The organism is Aeromonas sp. S9(2024), from assembly GCF_041403185.1.
Taxonomy (GTDB): Bacteria; Pseudomonadota; Gammaproteobacteria; order Enterobacterales; family Aeromonadaceae; genus Aeromonas; species Aeromonas enteropelogenes.
Genome location: NZ_JBGLRE010000001.1, coordinates 490,446 through 510,408 on the forward strand (window position 1 = coordinate 490,446; position 19,963 = coordinate 510,408).

A 19,963-nucleotide genomic window follows, 5' to 3' on the forward strand; every position below is an offset into this window, starting at 1 on the left:
GTACCCCGAGCGTCAGCACAACCCTTTTTTCGCACTTTTAACCCCGCCCGCGACTGTTTGCTCAGGGTTTAAACGGGTTGCTGAAATTTTCCCCGTCAGGCTGTGACCAGACAAGCGAATTTGGGATAAAGCCATTGAAATGATTATGCTTTCATTCGAGACTGGCACAGCTTAGTAACCGGATTCTCAATTGAAAATCACAAGATGAAATGGATCTTCACGCTGCGTGGACTCAGACCGCGGTTAATGCTGGCTTTTTTCATGTTGGGCATGGTGCCCTTCCTGGTCATCACTCTCTTCTTCCTCTACAGCCACGGCAAGGATCTCACCACCCAGACCTCCAACCATCTGGTCTCCGTTCGCAACATCAAGAAGAGTCAGCTCGAGGATTACTTCAAAAACCTCAAAGAGCAGATCATCAACTTCTCCCAGCAGGACTTCGCGGGCAACAGTATCGGCCGCTTCTACGGCTTTACCGGCGCCTTCGAAAAGCTGGGCACCAGCTCCCAGGAGGCGCGTACCCGGGCCCAGTCCCGTTATGTGCCCGGATCCTGGGATCAACTGCAAAAACCGGACCCCAAGGTCAATACCGAGCCCTCCATCAGCGCCCTGATCCTGGCCGACGAGATGTATGGCCGGGTCCACCAGCGCTTTCACCGCGGCTATGCCGACATGGTGCGCAAGTCCGACTACAGCGACATCTTTCTGGTGGACCTCAATGGTGATGTGGTCTATTCGGTCACCAAACAGGTCAACTTCGCCACCAATCTGCTCTCCGGTCCCTATCAGGGCAGCGGCCTCGGCCAGACCTTCGCCAAGATCAAGCGTCGCCTCGACGGCGGCCAGAAGCCGCAGCAGATCTTCGAGTTCACCGATTTTGGTCGCAACGAGCTGACCGGTCAGGTGGTCGCCTACCTGGCTGCCCCCGTGATGCAGTACGACTATGTGCGCGGCGTGGTGATCTTCGAGCTGCTGCCGGACAAGCTCAACCAGATCATGGCGGAGCGGGAAGGACTGGGGGAGACCGGTGAAACCATCCTCATCGGCCCCGACAAACGGATGCGCGCCGATGCCTGGCTGGCCCCCGAGTTCAGCGTCGAGAACAGCTTCAGTCCCCACTTCCGGCCACTGCAGACCCCCCTCGTCACCAAGGCCCTCTCCGGCGAGCAGGGAGTTGGCCAGTTTCTCTCCTACCATGAAGACGAGGTGCTGGCCGCCTACACCCAGGTGAAGGTATTCGATACCGAGTGGGCCTTTATCGCCGAGATTTCGACCCGGGAAGCCTATGCCCCCATCCGCCAGCTCGAAGCACTGGTGGTCCTGTTGGGTGCGGGTTCCCTGCTGCTGCTCATCCTCTTCTCCCGCTGGCTCTCCCACTCCATCACGGCGCCGCTACGCTCTTTAACTGCGGCGGCGGAGCAGGTGGCCGATGGCGCCCTGGATCACCCCATTACCATCGCCCGCACCGACGACGACATCGATCGGCTGGCCCAGTCGTTTCGCCACATGCAGCGTTCGGTCAAGGAGAAGATAGAGCTCATCGAGCGGCAAACCCAGGAGTTGCAGCAGCAGGTCAAGCTGACCCACAGGCAGAACCTCAGCCTGCAGCAGGCCGACAAGCTGAAGGATGAGCTGCTGGCCAACACCTCCCATGAACTGCGCACCCCCATTCACGGTATCAAGGGGATGGCGGAATCCATGCTCGCCAGCCAGCAGGACCTGACCGAAGGCCAGCAGAAACAGCTTGGCCTCATCATCAAGAGTGCCGACGGTCTGGCCCGACTGGTGGACGATCTGCTCGACTATCACCAGATGCGCTACGGCCAGCTGGAGATCCACCCCCAGCCCGTCTCCTCGAAAGGGGTCATCCGGCTGGTGCTGGATCTCTGCCAGCACCTGGTGCAGGCCAAGCCCCTCACCTTGGTGGACATCAGCCCCGCCGAGCTGCCGCCGGTGCTGGCTGATGAGCAGCGCCTCGAACAGGTGCTCTACAACCTGGTGGGCAACGCCATCAAATACACGCCTCAGGGCAAGGTGGTGCTGAGTGCGGTCGTCGAGGAGCAGATGCTGCGCATCAAGGTGACCGATACCGGCATCGGCATCGCACCGGAACATCTGGAACACATCTTCGAGCCGCTGGTGCAGATGAGCCCGGAGGCAGGCAAGCAGGGGGCCGGCCTTGGCCTCTCCATCACCCGCCAGCTGGTGCATCTGATGGGCGGAGAGCTGTTGGTTGAGAGCGAGCCAAGCGTCGGCTCCACCTTCTCCTTCACCCTGCCGCTGGCCATCGGCCAGACCGCCGGCCAGCTGCAGGGCAATCGCCAGATTGAGCACCAGCTGGTGCGCCAGCAGCCCCTGATCCTGCCGGAGTGGGATAGCGAGGATCTGCCCCCGCCTCCGCAGGATGCCCCCCTCATCCTGGTGGTGGACGACGAGCCCATCAACCTGCACATCCTGCGCCACCTGCTGCAGCCCTGTGGCTACCGTATCCTGCCGAGCGGCGATGGCCACGACGCGTTGGCCAAGCTGGCCCGGGAGCCGGTCGATCTGGTGCTGCTCGATGTGATGATGCCCACCCTCTCCGGCTTCGATGTCTGCCGCCGGCTGCGCGAGCTGCACCCGAAGGACAAGCTGCCGGTGCTGCTGCTCACCGCCCTCAACCAGCCCAAGGATATCGAGGAAGGGTTTGGCGCCGGGGCCAGCGACTATCTGGTCAAACCCTTCTGCAAGGAGGAGCTGTTCGCCCGGGTCAAGGCGCTGCTGGAGGCCAAGGCGGGGCGCGCCTCTCTGGTGGAAAACCGCCTGCTCAAGCAAGAGATAGAGCACCGCCTCACCCTGCAGGAGCGGCTCCATCAGGATCAGCAGCGGCTGCTGACCCTGCTCGGGGAAGGGGCCGACCCCATGATCTTCATCGACCAGCAGGGCATAGTGCTGTTTGCCTCCCGGGTGCTGGCCGGCTTGCTGGGCCAGGAGCCCGAAGCCATGGAGGGGCATGTCCTCGACGAGTGGCTGGCAAGCCCGCTCAAGCAGCAGTGGCCGGAACCGGCCGGCGAGCGGGATCTGACCTTCCTGGTGGCGGGGGTCGAGGACAGGCTCAACGCCCGCGCCCTGCCCATCAGTCTGGGGGGACAGGCGGCCATCGCCCTCACCCTCAGCACAGGCCAGCGCCAGGATGACAACCGGGTGATGGCGCTGGAAAACGCCCTCAAGAACCTGTCACGCCAGGCCATCATCGAGGACGATCAACTGCTTGGCGAGCTGAGCCGGCTCGGCGGCGAGTTCCGCTCCCTGGCTGACAATCTCATTCGTCAGCAGGATGACGAACCCCTGCGCCGCGCCCTGGTCGAGACCATGCAGCTGACGCTGGACGCCTGGCAGCAGGGCACCGGCAAGGGCAAGATAGTGCTGGCGGAGAAGAGCAAGCTGTGGCGAGTCTATATGGACAGATCCAGCCCGCAGACCCGCACCCTCGACAAGTATCTGAGCCTGGATACCCTGCCCAAATCCCCGCGCTGGAAGACGGTGGTGGCCACCACGGAATTCGTGCTGGGACACTGCCCGCTAAACGAACAGCAGCGCCAGCAGCTGCAACACAGCGCCCAGACCCTGCGCCAGCTGGCCAATCGCAAGCCGTGATGGAAGACGGGATGTGAGCCGGCTCACACCGGCCCATCCCGTTTCTTTTTTGCACAAATTAAAGGTTCCGCCCACGCCGCCACAGCGAGCGGATCCAATTCACAAAATTGTCATAACCGGCCTGATAACGGGCACTTTTTACGCGAAACCAAATAATTTAACCATATGATATTAATCACATAAAAATGAGTTTTGACGAAATTGACGTAACCCCGTCAATTTTTACGAAAACGACGAAATCAATAGTTGTTGTTTTCCTGTTAACTCTGTTTTGCTAAGAGCGTTGGAAAACAGAACGACAAGGGTGCACAGCCCGACCAACATGGAGGGCCGACTTCCTCAGCATGCGAAGCCGGTGCTCACACAAAACAAGGCGAATCCCTCAGGAATGCCAAAAAATAAGAAAGGAAAACATATGCTTGCCAAAGTATCCAAAATCTCTACCGCTGTAATGCTGGGCACCATGATGCTCGCCGGCGCCGCCGGCAACGCCATGGCCGCAGAAAACAAAACCGTGCTGACCATGGTCGCGCAACAGGAAACCGCCTGGGTCAAGAACTTCAACCCCTTCCTGCAAGCGGGCTTGCTGCACACCACCCGTCACTTCATCTATGAGCCGCTGGTGATCTTCAACGATATGCAGGGTGGCAAACCCGTCTATCGTCTGGCCACCAACTATGCGTTCAGCGATGACCTCAAGTCCGTCACCTTCGATCTGCGTGACGGGGTGAAGTGGTCTGACGGCGAAGCCTTTGATGCAGACGACATCCTCTTCTCCTTCAATCTGGTGAAGGCCAACAAGGCACTGGATGAGCGCTCTATCTGGACCCAGATCAAGAATGTCGAGAAGCTGGCCCCCAACAAGGTCCGTTTCGACCTGACCGAGGTCAACACCAACGTGGTGAACGACATAGTGCTGGTGCCCATCGTGCCCGAGCACCAGTGGAAGTCGGTGAAAGACCCGGTCGCCTTCACCAACGACAAGCCGGTCGGTACCGGCCCGTTCACCGAGGTAGACAACTTCTCCGCCCAGCTCTACACCCAGTGCCGCAACCCGCACTACTGGGATAACGACAACCTCGCCATCGACTGTATCCGCATGCCGCAGATGGCGACCAACGACCAGGTGCTGGCCGCCGTCATGAAGGGCGACATCGACTGGTTCGGCTCCTTCGTGCCGGATATCGAGCGTCTCTACGTCGGCAACGATCCCAAGAACAACAAATACTGGTTCCCGGCCTCCGGTACAGTGGCGTTCAACGTCAACTTCCAGACCAAGAACCCGGGCAACCACGAAGCCTTCAACGACATCAACTTCCGCCGCGCCTTCTCCATGGCGATGGACCGCCAGTCCATGGTGGACATCGCGGGCTACGGCTACCCGACCGTCAACGAATACCCGTCAGGCCTTGGCAAGGCATTCGACTCCTGGAACAACCCGGAAGTGGACAAAAAGTACGGCAAGTTCAACAAGTTCGACCTGGAAGGGGCCAAGGCACTGCTGAAGGAAGCAGGCTACAAGGATTGTGACGGCGACAAGTTCCTCGACACCCCGAGCTGCAAGAAGATCGAGTTCAAGGTGCTGGTACCGAACGGCTGGACCGACTGGGTCAATACCGTCCAGATCGGCGTGGAAGGGCTGCAGGCTCTGGGCCTGAATGCCAAGACCGCCACCCCGGAAGCCACCGTATGGACCGAGAACCTGATCACCGGCGACTTCGACGTAGCGCTGCAGGGTTACTTTGCCGGTGCCAACCCGCACAAGTACTTCGAGACCGCGTTCCACTCCCGCAACATGGGTGAGCGTGGCAACCGCTTCGCGGCCCCCCGCTACAAGGATCCGGCGCTGGACAAGCTGATCGACGACTTCACCCAGACCGCCGATGCGGCCAAGCAGAAGGAGATCATGTTCGCCATCCAGGAGAAGGTCGGTGCCAACCAGACCATCATCCCTGTGTTCAACAACCCGACCTGGTACGAGTACAGCACCAAGCGCTTCAATGGCTGGTTCAGTGCCGACAACCCGGTTGCCAAACCCCAGCTCCACCCGGACACACCCGAGCGTCTGCTGCACGTGTTGTCCCTCAAGCCAAACAGCTAATCAATCCCGGCCCCCTGCGGGGGGCCATCTTCCCCGTTCATCCCCCTTTATCCCGGTTCTGCCGGGGTTGGGGTAGCTATACCCGATGCGGGGCAGGCTTGCAGTAAAAGGTACTATCATGGGATTCATACTGAGACGTTTCTCCTTCTATCTGGTTGCCTTCCTGGTAGCCGCCACCATCAACTTCCTGCTACCCCGCGCCATGCCAGGCGATCCTGTCTCCGTGATGTTTGCCCGCGCCGGCGCCATGATGGAACCGGCCGCCCTGGAGGCCCTCAAAGCCACCTTCGGCTTCGTGGATGGCCCTATCGGCACCCAATTTCTGACCTATGTGAAGAGCGTCTTCACCTGGGATCTCGGCACCTCGGTACGCTTCTACCCGCAGCAGGTCTCTGACGTGCTGGGTCGCGCCATCGGCTGGACCCTGTTTCTGGTGGGCACTTCCACCATTCTGAGCTTCTCCATCGGCTCCATCGTCGGCATCTTCGCCGCTTGGTATCGCGGTGGCCGGATGGACAGCATCCTCTCGCCGCTCACCCTGGTGATGCAGGCCATCCCCCCGGTGGTGGTCTCCCTGCTCGCCCTCTTCCTGTTCGGGGTGAGCCTAGAGTGGCTGCCCATCGGCTACGCCTACAGTCCGGAGATCAAGCCTGACTGGGGTTGGGAGCACATCAAGAGCATATTGCTCCACGCCATCATGCCGGTCGGCACCCTGGCCATGGTGCAGGTGGGGGGCTTTCTCATCACCATGCGCAACAACATGATCAACCTGCTCGGCGAGGACTACATCACCATGGCCAAGGCCAAGGGGCTCTCCAGCAACCGGGTGATCTTCAACTACGGCGCCCGCAACGCCATCCTGCCCAGCGTCACCGCCCTCTCCATGGCGCTCGGTTTCGTCATCGGTGGCTCCCTCATCACCGAGGTGATCTTCAACTACCCGGGGCTGGGTCTGACCCTCTATCAGGGCATTCTGGCTCGCGACTACCCGCTCATTCAGGGGCAGCTGCTCATCATGACCATCACCATGCTCAGCTTCAACTTCCTGGCCGACGTGCTCTACGTCTTCCTGGATCCCCGTCTGCGTACAGGAGGCAAATAAGATGCGTATGCCGACCATTCTCAAGATTTTACTGGGCAACAAGAAGGCAGCCTTCGGCCTCGCCATCGTCGTCACCTTCGTGCTGATGGCCATCTTTGCCCCCCTGCTGGCCAGCAACGAGCCGACCAAGCGGGTGGCACGCCCCCACCAGCCCCCCAGTGCCGAGTTCGTGATGGGCTCCACCCGCATGGGCCACGACATCTGGGCCCAGTTCACCAACGGGGCGCGCGTTTCCCTGATGGTGGGCTTTAGCGCGGGTCTGCTGGTCTGCGCCCTGGCGGTCGCCATCGGCATCACCGCCGGCTACTTCGGCGGCCTGGTGGACGAGTGCCTCACCTTCCTGATGAACGTGGTACTGGTGATCCCCAACCTCCCCTTGCTACTGGTGCTGGCGAGCTTTATCGGGGAGGCGTCGCCGACGGTGATTGCCGTCATCATAGGATTAACCTCCTGGGCCTATGGCGCACGCGTCATCCGGGCCCAGACCCTGGCCCTGCGGGAGAAAGAGTTCGTCATCGCCGCCGAAGTGCTGGGGGAGCCGGCCTGGCGCATCATCCTGGTGGAGATCCTGCCCAACCTCATCTCCATTATCGGGGTGAGCTTCATCGGCTCCATCATCTACGCCATCGTCACCGAAGCAACCCTGGAGTTCCTGGGTCTGGGCGATCCGACCGTAGTGAGCTGGGGCATCATGCTCTACAACGCCCAGACCTCGAGCGCCATCCTGATCGGCGCCTGGTGGGAGATCCTGGCCCCCTGCTTTGCCATCGCTACTCTGGGCGCGGGTCTGGCCATGCTCAACTTCGCCATCGATGAAATCGCCAACCCGCAGCTGCGCTCCCACAAAGGACTGAGCCGCTGGAAGAAACTCGCGGCCCCGGTCACCACACCGGTTGCCACAGCACAGGAGAAGACAGCATGAACCAGCAACCCCTGCTGTCGGTACGCAATCTCTGCGTCGACTACATCACCGAAAACGGCGACGTGCGCGCCGTCAATTCGGTGAGCTTCGATATCAAGCAGGGCGAGATCTTCGGTCTCGCCGGCGAGTCGGGCTGCGGCAAGTCCACCGTCGCCTTCTCGGTGGCCCGGCTGCACAAGCCGCCCGCCTACATCAGTGGCGGCGAGATCCTGTTCAAGGGGGAGAACATCCTCCATTACGGTGACGAGCGGCTGCGCTCCTACCGCTGGCGCCAGGTCTCTGTGGTGTTCCAGTCCGCCATGAACGCGCTCAACCCGGTGCTGCGCATGGAAGAGCAGTTCTGCGACGTCTTGCTGGCCCACAACCGGGGCATGACCCGCTACGAGGCGATCAAGCGTGCCCAGGAGCTGCTCACCATAGTCGACATCCACCCGAGCCGGCTCAAGGACTACCCGCACCAGTTCTCCGGCGGCATGCGCCAGCGGCTGGTGATCGCCATCGCCATGGCGCTCAACCCCGAGCTCCTGATCATGGACGAGCCGACCACGGCGCTGGACGTGGTGGTGCAGCGGGAGATCCTGCAGAAGGTCTATGCCCTGAAAGAGAAGTTCAACTTCTCCATCCTGTTCATCACCCATGACCTCTCACTCATGGTCGAGTTCTGCGATCGCATCGGCATCATGTACGCCGGCGAGCTGGTGGAAGTGGCCCCGTCCAAGGCAATCCTGACCGCGCCGCTGCACCCCTACACCAAGGGGCTCGGCAACTCCTTCCCGCCCCTGCACGGGCCGAAGAAAGTGCTGGAGGGGATCCCGGGCACCCCGCTCAACCTGCTTGAGGTGCCGGTGGGTTGTCGCTTCCAGGCCCGTTGCAGCAAGGTGCACGATCGCTGCCGCCAGGAGTACACCCGGCTGGCCGAGATCCGCCCCGGTCAACAAACTGCCTGCCACCTCCATGAGGCGCAGGATGAACAACAAGAGCCCGTGTTCTATCTGGACAAGGCCGCTGGCTGTTAAGGATGTCTGTCATGCAAATCGCCAACACCGATGCCCCCATCATCGAAGTCCAGCACCTCTACAAGGACTTCCCCATCAACTCCAATGCCATCAAGAGTGGCAAGATGCGGGCCCTCTCCGACATCACCTTCAACCTGCACCGGGGCCGCGCCCTGGCGGTGGTGGGTGAGTCGGGCTCCGGCAAGAGCACCATCGCCAAGATCATCGCCAAGATGTACAAGCTGAGCGCTGGCCGCATCCTCTATCGCGGCCGGGATCTGGAGGAGTTCAACAAGGGCACCGCCCTGCTCGACTATCGCCAGAGCGTGCAGATGGTATGGCAAGATCCGTTCGGTTCACTGAACCCGACCCACACCATCTACCACCACATCGCCCGTCCCCTGCTGCTGCACAGCAAGGTGATCGACAAAAAAGATCTGCCCGAGATGGTCTACACCCTGCTGGAAAAAGTGGGGCTGACCCCGGCCAAGGCGACGGCGGCCAAGTACCCGCACCAGCTCTCCGGCGGCCAGCGCCAGCGGGTCAACATCGCCCGCAACCTCGCGGTGGAGGCGGAAGTGGTGCTGGCGGACGAGCCCACCTCCATGCTCGACGTCTCCATTCGCATCGGCATCCTCAACCTGATGGAGCAGATGAAGAACGAGCTCGGCGTCTCCATGCTCTATATCACCCACGATATCGCCACCGCTCGCTACGTGGCCGAGGATCTGGCGGTGATGTATGTGGGCCACATGGTGGAGTGGGGTGAGGTGGACGAAATTTTGCACCACCCCCAGCACCCCTACACCCAGCTGCTCATCTCGGCGGTGCCGGATCCCGAGAAGAGCATCCACGCCGAGCTGGAGGGAGGCCGCAAGGGGGAGATCCCGCTCTGGACGCCGGAATCCTGCGGCTGCCCGTTCGCCGGGCGCTGCAACCAGGCCATGCCCCGTTGCAAGGAGAGCCTGCCCCCCATCACCCAACTTGCCAGCAACCATTTTGTCCGCTGCTACCTGTACGAGTGATGTGCCACACCCTGGCCGGGCAGCCTTGCCCGGCCTGCCTCGATTCGGGGACTCTGGCCCTGGGCCATGCATCCCCCCGACCGCAGAACCTTTGGAGTAAACCTTGATGGAACTTTTGATCAATCAGGTGGGTTACGACTGCGACGCCCAGAAGATCGCCCTGCTGCAAACCAGCTCCCCCCACGATCTCGGCGGCTATGTCCGGCTGCAGCGCCTCGATGATGGCCAGACGCTGTTTGAAACCCCGTTGCAACCGGCCGGTCGGGTGGATGGGTGGCAGGGGCGGGCCTACTGGAAAGCCGATTTCTCCCCCTGCAAGGAGCCCGGCCACTACCGGCTGGAGGCGATCACCGCCCAGGGCATAGTACGTTCCGCCCGCTTTGCCATCGGCCCCGATCTGCTGGCGAGCCGTTGCCTCTCCGATGTCATTCACTATTTCAAGGGACAGCGCGCCAGCGGCACCTTCGATCGGGCCGACCGCAACGCCCGCCTGTTTGGTACTGACAAGCGCCGGGATGTGCACGGCGGCTGGTTCGACGCCAGCGGTGACATGAGCAAGTATCTGAGCCACCTCTCCTACGCCAACTACCTCAATCCCCAGCAGACCCCCATGGTAGTGTGGGCCCTGCTCAAGTGCCGCGAGCTGCTGGCGACACGTCGCGACATCGACGGCATCAACCTGTGCAAGCGGCTCAATGACGAGGCGCTGCACGGCGCCGATTTCCTCTGCCGCATGCAGGATGAGAGCGGCTTTTTCTACATGACCCTGTTCGACAAGTGGAGCAAGGATCCCGAGCAGCGGGAACTGTGCGCCTACGCCACCCAGCAGGGGATCAAATCCGCCGACTGGCAGGCCGGCTTTCGTCAGGGCGGGGGCATGACCATTGCCGCCCTGGCCCGGGCCGCGCGCGAGAGCATCAGCGGCGATATCGATGCAAGCGGCTATGCCGAGGCGGCGCGGCGCGGCTACCTGCACCTGCGCGAGCACAACCACGCCTATCTGGACGATGGCTGCGAGAACATCATCGACGACTACTGCGCCCTGCTGGCGGCGGTCGAGCTGACCAAAACGCTGGGGCCCGAGTGGCTCGGCGAGGTGCGGGATCGGGCCGGCAAGCTGTGCGCCCGCCAGCACAGCCACCCGGATCTTGGCCACTACTGGTCCGCCAACGAGGATGGCTCGCGCCCCTACTACCACGCCGCCGAAGCGGGCTTGCCGGTGCTGGCGCTGCTTGAATATTTGGGGGTAGAGCCGGATCGGGAGCGCAAGGCCGCGGTGCAGAGCGTGATCGAGCAGGCACTGGCCGCCGAGCTGGCGCTGTGCGCCCGGGCGGGCAACCCCTTCTCCCTTGCTCGCCAGTATGTGAAAGGGGTTGGCGAAGCGCCACGTATCAGCTTCTTTATGCCCCACCACAACGAATCCGGTTACTGGTGGCAGGGGGAGAACGCCCGACTGGCCTCTCTAGCCACCATGGCCTTTGCCTTTGCCGCCGCCACCCAGCTGCCTCGCCAGCGCAAGCTCCTGCTCAATTTCGGTCAGCACCAGCTCGACTGGATCCTGGGACAAAACCCCTTCAATGCCTGCATGCTGGCGGGCCACGGTATCAACAACCCGAGCTACACCGCAGGCTACCCCAATGCACAGGGCGGGATCTGCAACGGCATCACTGCCGGCTTCGACGACGAGGCTGATGTCGCCTTTATTCCGCAAGAGTACAAGGAGCGGCTCGATCAAAACTGGCGCTGGGGCGAGCAGTGGATCCCCCACGCCGCCTGGTTCGCCCTGGCCATCACTTGGCAAAGCGCACAGGGAGGCCACCATGATTGAGATCGGCTCAAGCATCATTGGCAGTGGGGAGAGCAGTGGATCCTCCATACATTCCGCCTGGTTTGCCCTGGTCATCAGCTGGCAAAGCGCGCTGGGAGGTCACCATGATTGAGATCGGCTCAAGCATCATTGGCAGTGGGGAGAGCAGTGGATCCTCCATACATTCCGCCTGGTTTGCCCTGGCCATCAGCTGGCAAAGCGCGCTGGGAGGCCACCATGATTGAGTACTGGGTCGGGGTAGATGGCGGTGGCACCCACACCCGCGCCCGTATTCGCAACCGGGCGGGCAAACTCCTGGGCGAGGGACGGGCCGCCGGCTCCAATCTGGAGCTCGGCATCCTGCATGCCCACGCCAACGTGCTGGCGGCAATCGTCAGCGCCCGGCAGGCGGCCGGACTTGGCCCCGAGTGTGAACAGCAGATGGGAGTGGGCCTCGCGCTCGCCTCCGCCGAGCTGGCGGATTGCTATCACGCCATGCTGGCCATGCCCTTTCCCTTTGCCAGCGTCAAGCTGACTTCCGATGCCTTCGGTGCCTGTCTCGGTGCCTTCGGCGGCCAGGAGGGGGCTATTCTCATCGCCGGTACCGGCTCGGCCGGCCTCATTTATCAGGGCAGGCAGATCCGCACCTGCTCGGGGCGGGGTTTTCCCATCTCGGATCTCGGCAGCGGTGCCTGGCTGGGGTTGCGTGCCCTCCAGCAATCTCTGCTCTGCCACGACGGTATCCTGCCCCCCAGCACCCTGGCGGTGCGACTGATGGATCACTTCAAGCGGGATCAGGCCCAGGTGGTGCGCTGGGCGGCCCGTGCCATCCCGGCCGAATATGGCTACTTCGCCCCCTGGGTATTCGATGCTGCCAGCGATGGCGACGAGCTCGCCTGCCAGCTGCTTGACGAAACCTGTACCCAGCTGGCGCAGCTGCTGGATGGCATGCAGCAGCTTGGCGCGCACCGGATCGCCCTGCTTGGTGGCATCGGCATGCGTCTCGCCCCCCGCCTCGCCCGTTTCAACCTTGCGACCCCCAAGGCCGATGCCCTTGACGGCGCCATCCTGTTTGCCCAATCGGAGGAATATCCATGTCTACACCCCTGATCCACACCCAGGTCGTCCGACGTGATGGCGAAGATGTCTGGTTCCGGTTCAATCTCTCCCACTTGCCGGACGCCCAGTGGAAGCTCCACTTCTGCCTGGCGCGTCACATCGACCCCGCGTCGGTGCAAGGGGGCCGGCTTGAGCGCCAGAGCGGCAGTTACAAGGTACTGGCGCCCCAAGGGGGCAGCAGCGAGCTGACTTTTTGCTGCCGCAATACCCCCATCAAGCGGCTCTCCGACATGCCGCAGGGATTTTTCCTGAGCCTGCCGGAGGCCGCCACGGGCGCCAGCCTGCAACCCGTCACCCTGGCCGGGCAGGATATTGCGCTGGATGCCCCCGCCGTCAGTGAACCCGACCTGCCACCGGTGGAGCCCCTGTGCGGCATAGTACCGCAACCGGCCCAGTTCGCCCTGCTGGAGGGGAATTTCAGGCTGGCGGAGCGTGCCCACGTCAGCGGACCGGGCAACCTGAGCGCCCTGCTGGCCCACTTCAACGAGCTCACCGGGCTGGCCCTGGATCAGGATCACGATGCCGGGATCCGCCTCATCGAGGCCCCCCTCCCCCCCGAGGCCTATCATCTGGCCATCACGCCAGAGGAGATAGTGATCAGTGCAGCGGGCGAGGCGGGCTGGCGTCACGGTCTGGTCAGCCTCGCTCAGTGGTACCTGCAACACGGGGAGAGCCTGCCCTGCGTCAAGCTGGAGGATGCCCCCCGTTTTGGCTTTCGCGGCATCTTTCTCGACTGCGCCCGCCACTTTCACAGCACCGCGACCATCAAGCGTCTGCTCAAGCTGATGAGTCTCTACAAGTTCAACCGCTTCCACTGGCATCTCACCGATGACGAAGGGTGGCGCCTCGAGATCAAGGCCTTCCCGGCGCTCACCGAACAGGGTGCTTGGCGGGGCCATGGGCTGGCGGTGGATCCCCAGCTGAGCGGCGGCCCCGAACCTTACGGTGGCTACTACACCCAGAGCGAAGTGCGCGAACTGGTGGCCTACGGCGCCGGGCTCGGCATCACCATCATCCCGGAGATCGACATTCCGGGTCATTGCCATGCGGCCATCAAGGCACTGCCCGAGTTGCTGACTGAGGAAGAAGATCGCTCCCGCTACCTGTCGGTACAACATTTCGACGACAACGTGCTCAACCCGGCGCTGCCGGGTACCTACCAGTTCCTGGAGACGGTGATTGACGAGGTGTGCGAGCTGTTCCCGGGCCCCCAGGTACACATGGGCGGAGACGAGGTGCCGACCGGGGTCTGGACCGACAGCCCGGCCTGCCAGCGACTGATGGCACAACAGGGATACAAGGAGTGCCGCGAGCTGCAGGGTCATTTGCTGCGCCACTGCCAGCGCTATCTGGCCGGCAAGGGCAAGCAGATGCTGGGTTGGGAGGAGATACTGCATGGCGACAAGGTGAGCCGGGATGCCGCCGTGTTCGCCTGGACCAGCTTCCAGGCCGGACTGGATGCCGCCACCGCCGGTTATCCGGTGGTCATGGCGCCGGCCCAGTATCTCTATCTCGATCTGGCCTGGAGCCAGGACATTCATGAGCCTGGCCTCTACTGGGCGGGCACCCTCAATCTGGAGCAGGTCTACGCATGCGACCCGGCTCCGGCAGATTTCCATGCCAACGATAACATCCTCGGGGTATTGAGCCCCCTGTGGTCAGAATTGATCACCTCCCGTGATCGCCTCGACTACATGCTGTTTCCGCGCATGCTGGCGACTGCCGAAGTGGCCTGGAGCAATCCGGTCCACAAGGCATGGGATCATTTCGCTGCCCGTCTGCCGGGACAGTTGCAGATCCTCGACCAGCAGCAGGTGCGCTACCGGATGCCACAGAGGTAATGTTGTCTCTTTTTGGGCGGCCTGCTGGCCGCCTTTTTTTATAAACAACCAACAAAAATACAACTTTCCTCTACCTTTTCTCACCATATCCTGACAAAATTCGGCGCCCAACGAAACCACCCCACCCTTCATATGGAAAAGAAGCACTCCGGGTCGGATATGCCACACTTAAAAAACTTCATTATCAATAACAAAAGGGGCGCATGATCATGACTCACCGAGAGGTCCACACTGTGGATAGAGAAGTGGACGTTCCTGCCGATGTGCAGCTCGTCTCCACGACCGATCTCCGCGGCGTGATCACCTACGCCAACCCCGCTTTTTGCGAGATCGCCGGCTACAGCAGCGAAGAGTTGCTGGGCCAGAACCACAATATGGTGCGTCATCCCGATATGCCCAAGGTCGCGTTTGCCGATCTGTGGCTGCGTCTCAAGGAGGGCAAACCCTGGCGCGGCATGGTGAAAAATCGCTGCAAAGATGGCCGCTACTACTGGGTCGATGCCTATGTCACTCCCATCTACGAAGGGGATCAAATCTGCGGCTACCAGTCGGTACGAACCCGGCCGGATCCCCGTCACAAGGAGATTGCCACCCTCACTTATCGCAACTTGCTCAGAAGCGAACAGGGTCATGCCAAATTGAACGTCTCGCTGACCAGGGTGCGTCATCTGCTGGTGCCCGCCCTGCTGCTGGCCATCCTGGCGGCGGCCGTCCACTGGCATGGCTGGCTGGGTGCTTTGTGGATGTTGTTGCCCCTGCTGCTGCTCTCCGTCGCCTACTGGCGCGAGCTGTTCGCCCTGCCCCGCTACCTGCGTCAGCTGGAGCACGAATATGACAGCCTGACCCGGCTCATCTATTCGGGGGACAAACCCGGCGCCATCGCCGACTTCCACCTCAAGATGTGGCAGGCCCGCATCCGGACCGTGCTGGGACGAGTCAATGATGCCACCCATCCGCTGCAAACCCTGGCAACCAATCTGCAACAGGCTTCCCACCAGGCCTATCACGACATTACGGAGCAGGATGCCCAGACCCAGCAGATGGCCACCGCCATGACCCAGATGGCCAGCACTGCTCAGGAGATCGCCCGCAACATCCAGGATACCAATCAGCAAGTGAGCGAGGCCCGCAACCACTGCATGGATACCGATCGACAGCTCGGCCAGACCGAACAGCAGATAGAACAGCTCACTCGCCAGGCCGAGCAGGCCTTCCACTCCGCCGTGGAGCTGGCCAGCGAGTCTGAGCGGATCGGTACCGTGATGGTGGAGATCCAGGGCATCGCCGATCAGACCAATCTGCTGGCGCTCAACGCCGCCATCGAGGCAGCCCGGGCTGGCGAGCAAGGGCGCGGCTTTGCGGTGGTCGCCGACGAGGTACGCACCCTCTCGACCCGCACTCACAAGGCGACCGAGCAGATCCAGGGCAGCATCACCCAGATCCAGCAAACCCTGGGACAGTGGAAAGTCATGATGCAGAGCAATCTGGAACAGACCCGGCGCTGTGCCGAGATGACCCGCCAGGGCTCCAGCAGCCTGCACGACGTACTTGATGAAATTGAGCAGGTGTCGGAGTTTTCAGCCCAGATCGCCGCTGCCGCCGAGCAGCAACAGGCGGTGGCGGAAGATATCAGCCGCAGTATCAACCAGATCTCCCAGTACTCCCGGGCCAACAGCGAGCAGATCCAGTGCGTGGACGCGTCGAGCCAGCAACTGCTGGAACGGGCCAAGCAGCTCAAGCGGATCAGCCAGACCTTTGGTTGAGCGGCTTGTCAGGCAAGCAGCAGAAGCGCCACAATGGCGCTTCTGCTTTTTGGGAACCTGACACCATGTCCATCACCACCCCTTTGCCCACCAACAAGGTCGCCCGTATCGAGGCCATCATCGCCCTGATCCCGCCGGGAAAGGTAGCGAGCTACGGTCAGGTTGCCGATCTGGCCGGCCTGCCAGGGCGCGCCAGGTTGGTGGGCAAGGTGCTGCGGGAAACCGACAAGGTGTTGCCCTGGCACAGGGTGATAGGGGCCGGCGGCACCATTTCGCTGCCAAAAGGATCGAACGGATTTGCAGAGCAGACCGGGCGCCTGCAAGAGGAGGGCGTCGTGGTGATAGGCGGGCGAGTCAGGATGCGGGAGTGGCAGTGGCAGCCCGATCTCGCCGAGCTGCTCTTTCTGTTACCGTTTTGACGAGACGACGGGGCGACGCTACTCCAGCAGGGCCAGGATGGCATCGCTGCGCACTTGCACCGGAATGGTTTCATCCTCGCGCTGCACCAGCACCAGCAGGCTCTGCCTGTCCACTTCCAGCACATAGGCGGTTCCTTCCCGGGTCAGATAATTCATGCCCGGACGGATCTCGCTAATCTCCATCACAACCTCCTTGTTCCAACGCTGCACTCCTTGCAGCCGGCTCTCAGTATATCGCCTCCAATAAACAAAGAGGCCCCGTATCGGGGCCTCTTGTTCATCAGGCTTTCTTCGCTTTTGGCAAGCTCTGTTGCCAGGTGCCGTTGTCGTAGTGGGCGGTCCAGCCAGTTGCCTTGCCGTTGACCTCGCTCATCACGTATTGCTCCTTGGTCTTGCGACTGAAGCGCACGATGGCGGGGTTGCCGTCCGGGTCGGTCTGCGGTGCTTCAGCCAGGTACTTGTGCTTGGCCGAGATGCGATCCTTGAAGCGCTTGAGCTCTTCCACCAAGGGAGCGCGGGTTTCGCGGGATTTGGGGAAATTGCTGGCCGCCAGGAACAGACCGGCCGCCCCGTCCCGCAGCACGAAGTGGGCGTCGGACTGGGTGCATTTCAGTTCGGGCAGCGGCACCGGGTCCTCTTTCGGTGGTGCGATATCGCCGTTTTTCAGGATCTTGCGAGTATTCTTGCAGGTCTCGTTGGTGCAGCCCATGTACTTGCCAAAGCGGCCGTTCTTGAGCTGCATCTCGGAACCACAGCGATCGCACTCGATGCTCGGCCCTTCGTAGCCCTTGAGCTTGAACTGGCCCTTCTCGATTTCGTAGCCGTCGCAATCAGGGTTGCGGCCACAGACGTGCAGCTTGCGGCTGTCGTCGATGATGTAGGCATCCATCGCGGTGCCGCAAACGCCGCAGCGGTGCTTGGCGCGCAGGGCGTCGGTTTCCGCCTCGTCACCATCGGTGGCGGAGACGAACTCGTCGGCGGAGACCAGGTTGATGGTCTTCTTGCAGCGCTCTTTGGGCGGCAGGGCATAACCGGAGCAGCCGAGGAAGACGCCGGTGGTGGCGGTGCGAATCCCCATCTTGCGGCCGCAATCCGGGCAGTCGATGTCAGTCAGCACCATCTGGTTGGCACGCATGCCCCCCTCTTCCGGTGCCTTGTCGGCCTGCGCCAATTCCTGGGTGAATTCGGCGTAGAAGGCATCCAGCACCTTCTTCCACTCCAGGCTCCCTTCGGCAATGCCATCGAGCTTGTCTTCCATCTTGGCGGTGAACTCGTAGTTCATCAGCTCGACGAAGTTCTCAACCAGACGGTCGGTGACGATTTCCCCCATCTTCTCGGCGAAGAAACGGCGGCTCTCGACCCGCACATAACCGCGATCGACGATGGTGGAGATGATGGAAGCGTAAGTGGAAGGACGGCCGATGCCGCGCTTCTCCAGCTCGCGCACCAGCGCCGCTTCGGTGAAACGGGCGGGCGGCTTGGTGAAGTGCTGGCGCGGATCCAGCTTGACCAGTTTCAGCACCTCGCCCACGGTCACCGCCGGCAGCTGGCTGTCTTCGCCCTTGCGGCCCATGGGGGGCAATGCCTTGGTCCAACCGGCGAAACGCAGGGTGCGACCACGGGCCTTGAGCTCGAACTCGCCCGCCTTGACGGTCAGGGTCGAGGAGTCGTACTGGGCAGGTGTCATCTGGCAGGCCACAAACTGGCGCCAGATGAGGTCGTAGAGGCGCATGGCGTCCGGCTCCATCCCTTCCAGCATCTCGGCAGTCACCTGCACGCTGGAGGGACGGATCGCCTCGTGGGCTTCCTGGGCATTGGCCTTGGCGCCGTACAGATTCGGCTCGGCCGGCAGATAGGCTGCGCCATACTGCTCGCCGATGTATTCACGCACCGCGTCGACCGCCTCTTTGCTGAGGTTGGTGGAGTCAGTACGCATATAGGTGATGTAACCCGCCTCATAGAGACGCTGTGCCATCATCATGGTCTTCTTCACCCCGAAGCTCAGACGGGTGGAGGCCGCCTGCTGCAGGGTAGAGGTGATGAAGGGAGCGGACGGCTTGGAGCCGGTCGGCTTGTCTTCCCGGTTCACCACCTTGTAGTCGACCCCTTCCAGGGCGGCCACGGCGGCGAAGGTCTCGGCCTGGGTCACCGGCTTGAAGTCGGCGCCATTGCGGCTGACCACTTCCATCCGCAGATCAGCTTTATCACCGGTCAGCAGATCGGCGTTGAGATCCCAGAACTCCACCGGCACGAACGCCTTGATCTCGCGCTCTTTATCGACGATGAGACGCACCGCGACCGACTGCACCCGGCCGGCGGAGAGGCCGCGAGCCAGCTTCTTCCACAAGAGCGGAGAGACCATGTAACCCACTACCCGGTCGAGGAAACGACGGGCCTGCTGGGCGTTGACGCGATCGATGTTGAGCTCGGACGGCTGGGCAAAAGCCTCCTGGATGGCGCTCTTGGTGATCTCGTTGAACACCACGCGCTTGTAGCGGCTGTCATCGCCACCGATGATCTCGCGCAAGTGCCAAGCGATCGCTTCCCCCTCTCTATCCAAGTCGGTTGCGAGATAGATGGTGTCGGCCTTCTCGGCCAGACTCTGCAACTCGCTGACCACCTTTTCCTTGCCGGGCAAAATCTGGTAGTTGGCCTGCCAGCCCGCGGTCGGATTGATACCCATACGGGCGAACAGGGCCTTGCGCTCCTTGGCCGCCTTCTCGGATTCGCTCAACTTGATGCCGCGAATGACAGGTTTCTTGGGCTCGGTGCTGGCACTGCCGCTGGTAGGCAGATCGCGAACATGACCGACGCTGGATTTCACCACGTAGTCCTTGCCCAGATATTTGTTGATCGTCTTGGCCTTGGCCGGAGACTCCACTATGACCAGTGATTTGCCCATGCTGTAACTATTATCCTCATTGCACCCGACGGGGTTGGTGTGCGGTTTTGTGGGGCTGTATAAGAGATTTGACGAGAAAAAGCAATCTTGTGAACAAATTTGCCAGACCAGCCCGAACTACCATGCTTCTTTATTTATTAATGCGAAGGGTGCGGGCCAGACGCAACCGCTTTTTCAATTTTCTGCCATACCGCTCCTCTTTTTATATCTGAAACGACATAAAAACAGAGGATGGTTATCGGGTTGTTACAAAAACATAAAATCTCTTTATAATGGCCCCACCCCGACGCATTGCGCGCGGAAGGAACCGCTACCCATCATAAAAATCGAA

At 61.6% G+C, this 19,963-nt stretch carries 13 protein-coding genes; 11 read left to right on the forward strand and 2 right to left on the reverse strand.

The features are described 5' to 3' along the window. The first annotated feature begins 204 nt into the window (after positions 1-204). The 11 genes from ACB028_RS02215 (at position 205) to ACB028_RS02265 (ending at position 16,730) form a co-directional block, all read left to right on the forward strand. A complete protein-coding gene (locus ACB028_RS02215) occupies positions 205-3,636 on the forward strand; it encodes an ATP-binding protein (RefSeq protein WP_371143389.1) in 3,432 nt (1,143 codons plus the stop codon). Between the two features lie 415 nt (positions 3,637-4,051). Next, positions 4,052-5,737, forward strand: coding sequence for an ABC transporter substrate-binding protein (locus ACB028_RS02220; protein WP_042072207.1), 1,686 nt, complete (start codon positions 4,052-4,054; stop codon positions 5,735-5,737). A gap of 118 nt (positions 5,738-5,855) precedes the next feature. Continuing rightward, positions 5,856-6,839 carry an ABC transporter permease gene (locus ACB028_RS02225; protein ID WP_026456977.1) on the forward strand — a complete coding sequence of 328 codons (984 nt, stop codon included), beginning with the start codon at positions 5,856-5,858 and terminating at the stop codon, positions 6,837-6,839. Position 6,840: 1 nt separating this feature from the next. Then, on the forward strand, positions 6,841-7,761 hold the full coding sequence (locus ACB028_RS02230; protein WP_042024782.1) for an ABC transporter permease: 921 nt from the start codon (positions 6,841-6,843) through the stop codon (positions 7,759-7,761). Further along, the gene (locus ACB028_RS02235; protein ID WP_042024781.1) at positions 7,758-8,777 is read left to right on the forward strand and encodes an ABC transporter ATP-binding protein; all 1,020 of its coding nucleotides are present in this window, start codon (positions 7,758-7,760) and stop codon (positions 8,775-8,777) included. Before ACB028_RS02230 ends, ACB028_RS02235 begins: the two co-directional genes overlap by 4 nt. Before the next feature lie 11 nt (positions 8,778-8,788). Beyond that, positions 8,789-9,781 carry an ABC transporter ATP-binding protein gene (locus tag ACB028_RS02240; RefSeq protein WP_042024780.1) on the forward strand — a complete coding sequence of 331 codons (993 nt, stop codon included), beginning with the start codon at positions 8,789-8,791 and terminating at the stop codon, positions 9,779-9,781. 106 nt (positions 9,782-9,887) lie between these two features. Continuing rightward, complete coding sequence (locus tag ACB028_RS02245) at positions 9,888-11,609, forward strand: glycoside hydrolase family 9 protein (RefSeq protein WP_371143390.1); 1,722 nt, start codon at positions 9,888-9,890, stop codon at positions 11,607-11,609. A 216-nt stretch (positions 11,610-11,825) separates the two neighbouring features. Next, complete coding sequence (locus ACB028_RS02250) at positions 11,826-12,698, forward strand: BadF/BadG/BcrA/BcrD ATPase family protein (protein ID WP_371143391.1); 873 nt, start codon at positions 11,826-11,828, stop codon at positions 12,696-12,698. After that, positions 12,683-14,548, forward strand: coding sequence for a beta-N-acetylhexosaminidase (locus tag ACB028_RS02255; protein ID WP_371143392.1), 1,866 nt, complete (start codon positions 12,683-12,685; stop codon positions 14,546-14,548). The genes ACB028_RS02250 and ACB028_RS02255 overlap by 16 nt, the downstream gene beginning before the upstream one ends. A gap of 209 nt (positions 14,549-14,757) precedes the next feature. Continuing rightward, complete coding sequence (locus tag ACB028_RS02260; RefSeq protein ID WP_268855048.1) at positions 14,758-16,311, forward strand: PAS domain-containing methyl-accepting chemotaxis protein; 1,554 nt, start codon at positions 14,758-14,760, stop codon at positions 16,309-16,311. Between the two features lie 65 nt (positions 16,312-16,376). Further along, complete coding sequence (locus tag ACB028_RS02265; protein ID WP_124240354.1) at positions 16,377-16,730, forward strand: MGMT family protein; 354 nt, start codon at positions 16,377-16,379, stop codon at positions 16,728-16,730. An 18-nt stretch (positions 16,731-16,748) separates the two neighbouring features. On the opposite strand, the gene ACB028_RS02270 is transcribed toward ACB028_RS02265, so the two are convergent. Beyond that, on the reverse strand, positions 16,749-16,913 hold the full coding sequence (locus ACB028_RS02270) for a hypothetical protein (RefSeq protein WP_167335334.1): 165 nt from the start codon (positions 16,911-16,913) through the stop codon (positions 16,749-16,751). Positions 16,914-17,010: 97 nt separating this feature from the next. Then, positions 17,011-19,632: a type I DNA topoisomerase gene (topA, locus tag ACB028_RS02275; protein ID WP_061475589.1), complete on the reverse strand. Its 2,622-nt coding sequence runs from the start codon at positions 19,630-19,632 to the stop codon at positions 17,011-17,013. Between the last annotated feature and the right edge of the window lie 331 nt (positions 19,633-19,963).

Bases quoted from the DNA above. Each gene is read 5' to 3' on its own strand.
- ACB028_RS02215 (WP_371143389.1), top strand. From the start codon at position 205: ATGAAATGGATCTTCACGCTGCGTGGACTCAGACCGCGGTTAATGCTG.
- ACB028_RS02220 (WP_042072207.1), top strand. From the start codon at position 4,052: ATGCTTGCCAAAGTATCCAAAATCTCTACCGCTGTAATGCTGGGCACC.
- ACB028_RS02225 (WP_026456977.1), top strand. From the start codon at position 5,856: ATGGGATTCATACTGAGACGTTTCTCCTTCTATCTGGTTGCCTTCCTG.
- ACB028_RS02230 (WP_042024782.1), top strand. From the start codon at position 6,841: ATGCGTATGCCGACCATTCTCAAGATTTTACTGGGCAACAAGAAGGCA.
- ACB028_RS02235 (WP_042024781.1), top strand. From the start codon at position 7,758: ATGAACCAGCAACCCCTGCTGTCGGTACGCAATCTCTGCGTCGACTAC.
- ACB028_RS02240 (WP_042024780.1), top strand. From the start codon at position 8,789: ATGCAAATCGCCAACACCGATGCCCCCATCATCGAAGTCCAGCACCTC.
- ACB028_RS02245 (WP_371143390.1), top strand. From the start codon at position 9,888: ATGGAACTTTTGATCAATCAGGTGGGTTACGACTGCGACGCCCAGAAG.
- ACB028_RS02250 (WP_371143391.1), top strand. From the start codon at position 11,826: ATGATTGAGTACTGGGTCGGGGTAGATGGCGGTGGCACCCACACCCGC.
- ACB028_RS02255 (WP_371143392.1), top strand. From the start codon at position 12,683: ATGTCTACACCCCTGATCCACACCCAGGTCGTCCGACGTGATGGCGAA.
- ACB028_RS02260 (WP_268855048.1), top strand. From the start codon at position 14,758: ATGACTCACCGAGAGGTCCACACTGTGGATAGAGAAGTGGACGTTCCT.
- ACB028_RS02265 (WP_124240354.1), top strand. From the start codon at position 16,377: ATGTCCATCACCACCCCTTTGCCCACCAACAAGGTCGCCCGTATCGAG.
- ACB028_RS02270 (WP_167335334.1), bottom strand. From the start codon at position 16,913: ATGGAGATTAGCGAGATCCGTCCGGGCATGAATTATCTGACCCGGGAA.
- topA (WP_061475589.1), bottom strand. From the start codon at position 19,632: ATGGGCAAATCACTGGTCATAGTGGAGTCTCCGGCCAAGGCCAAGACG.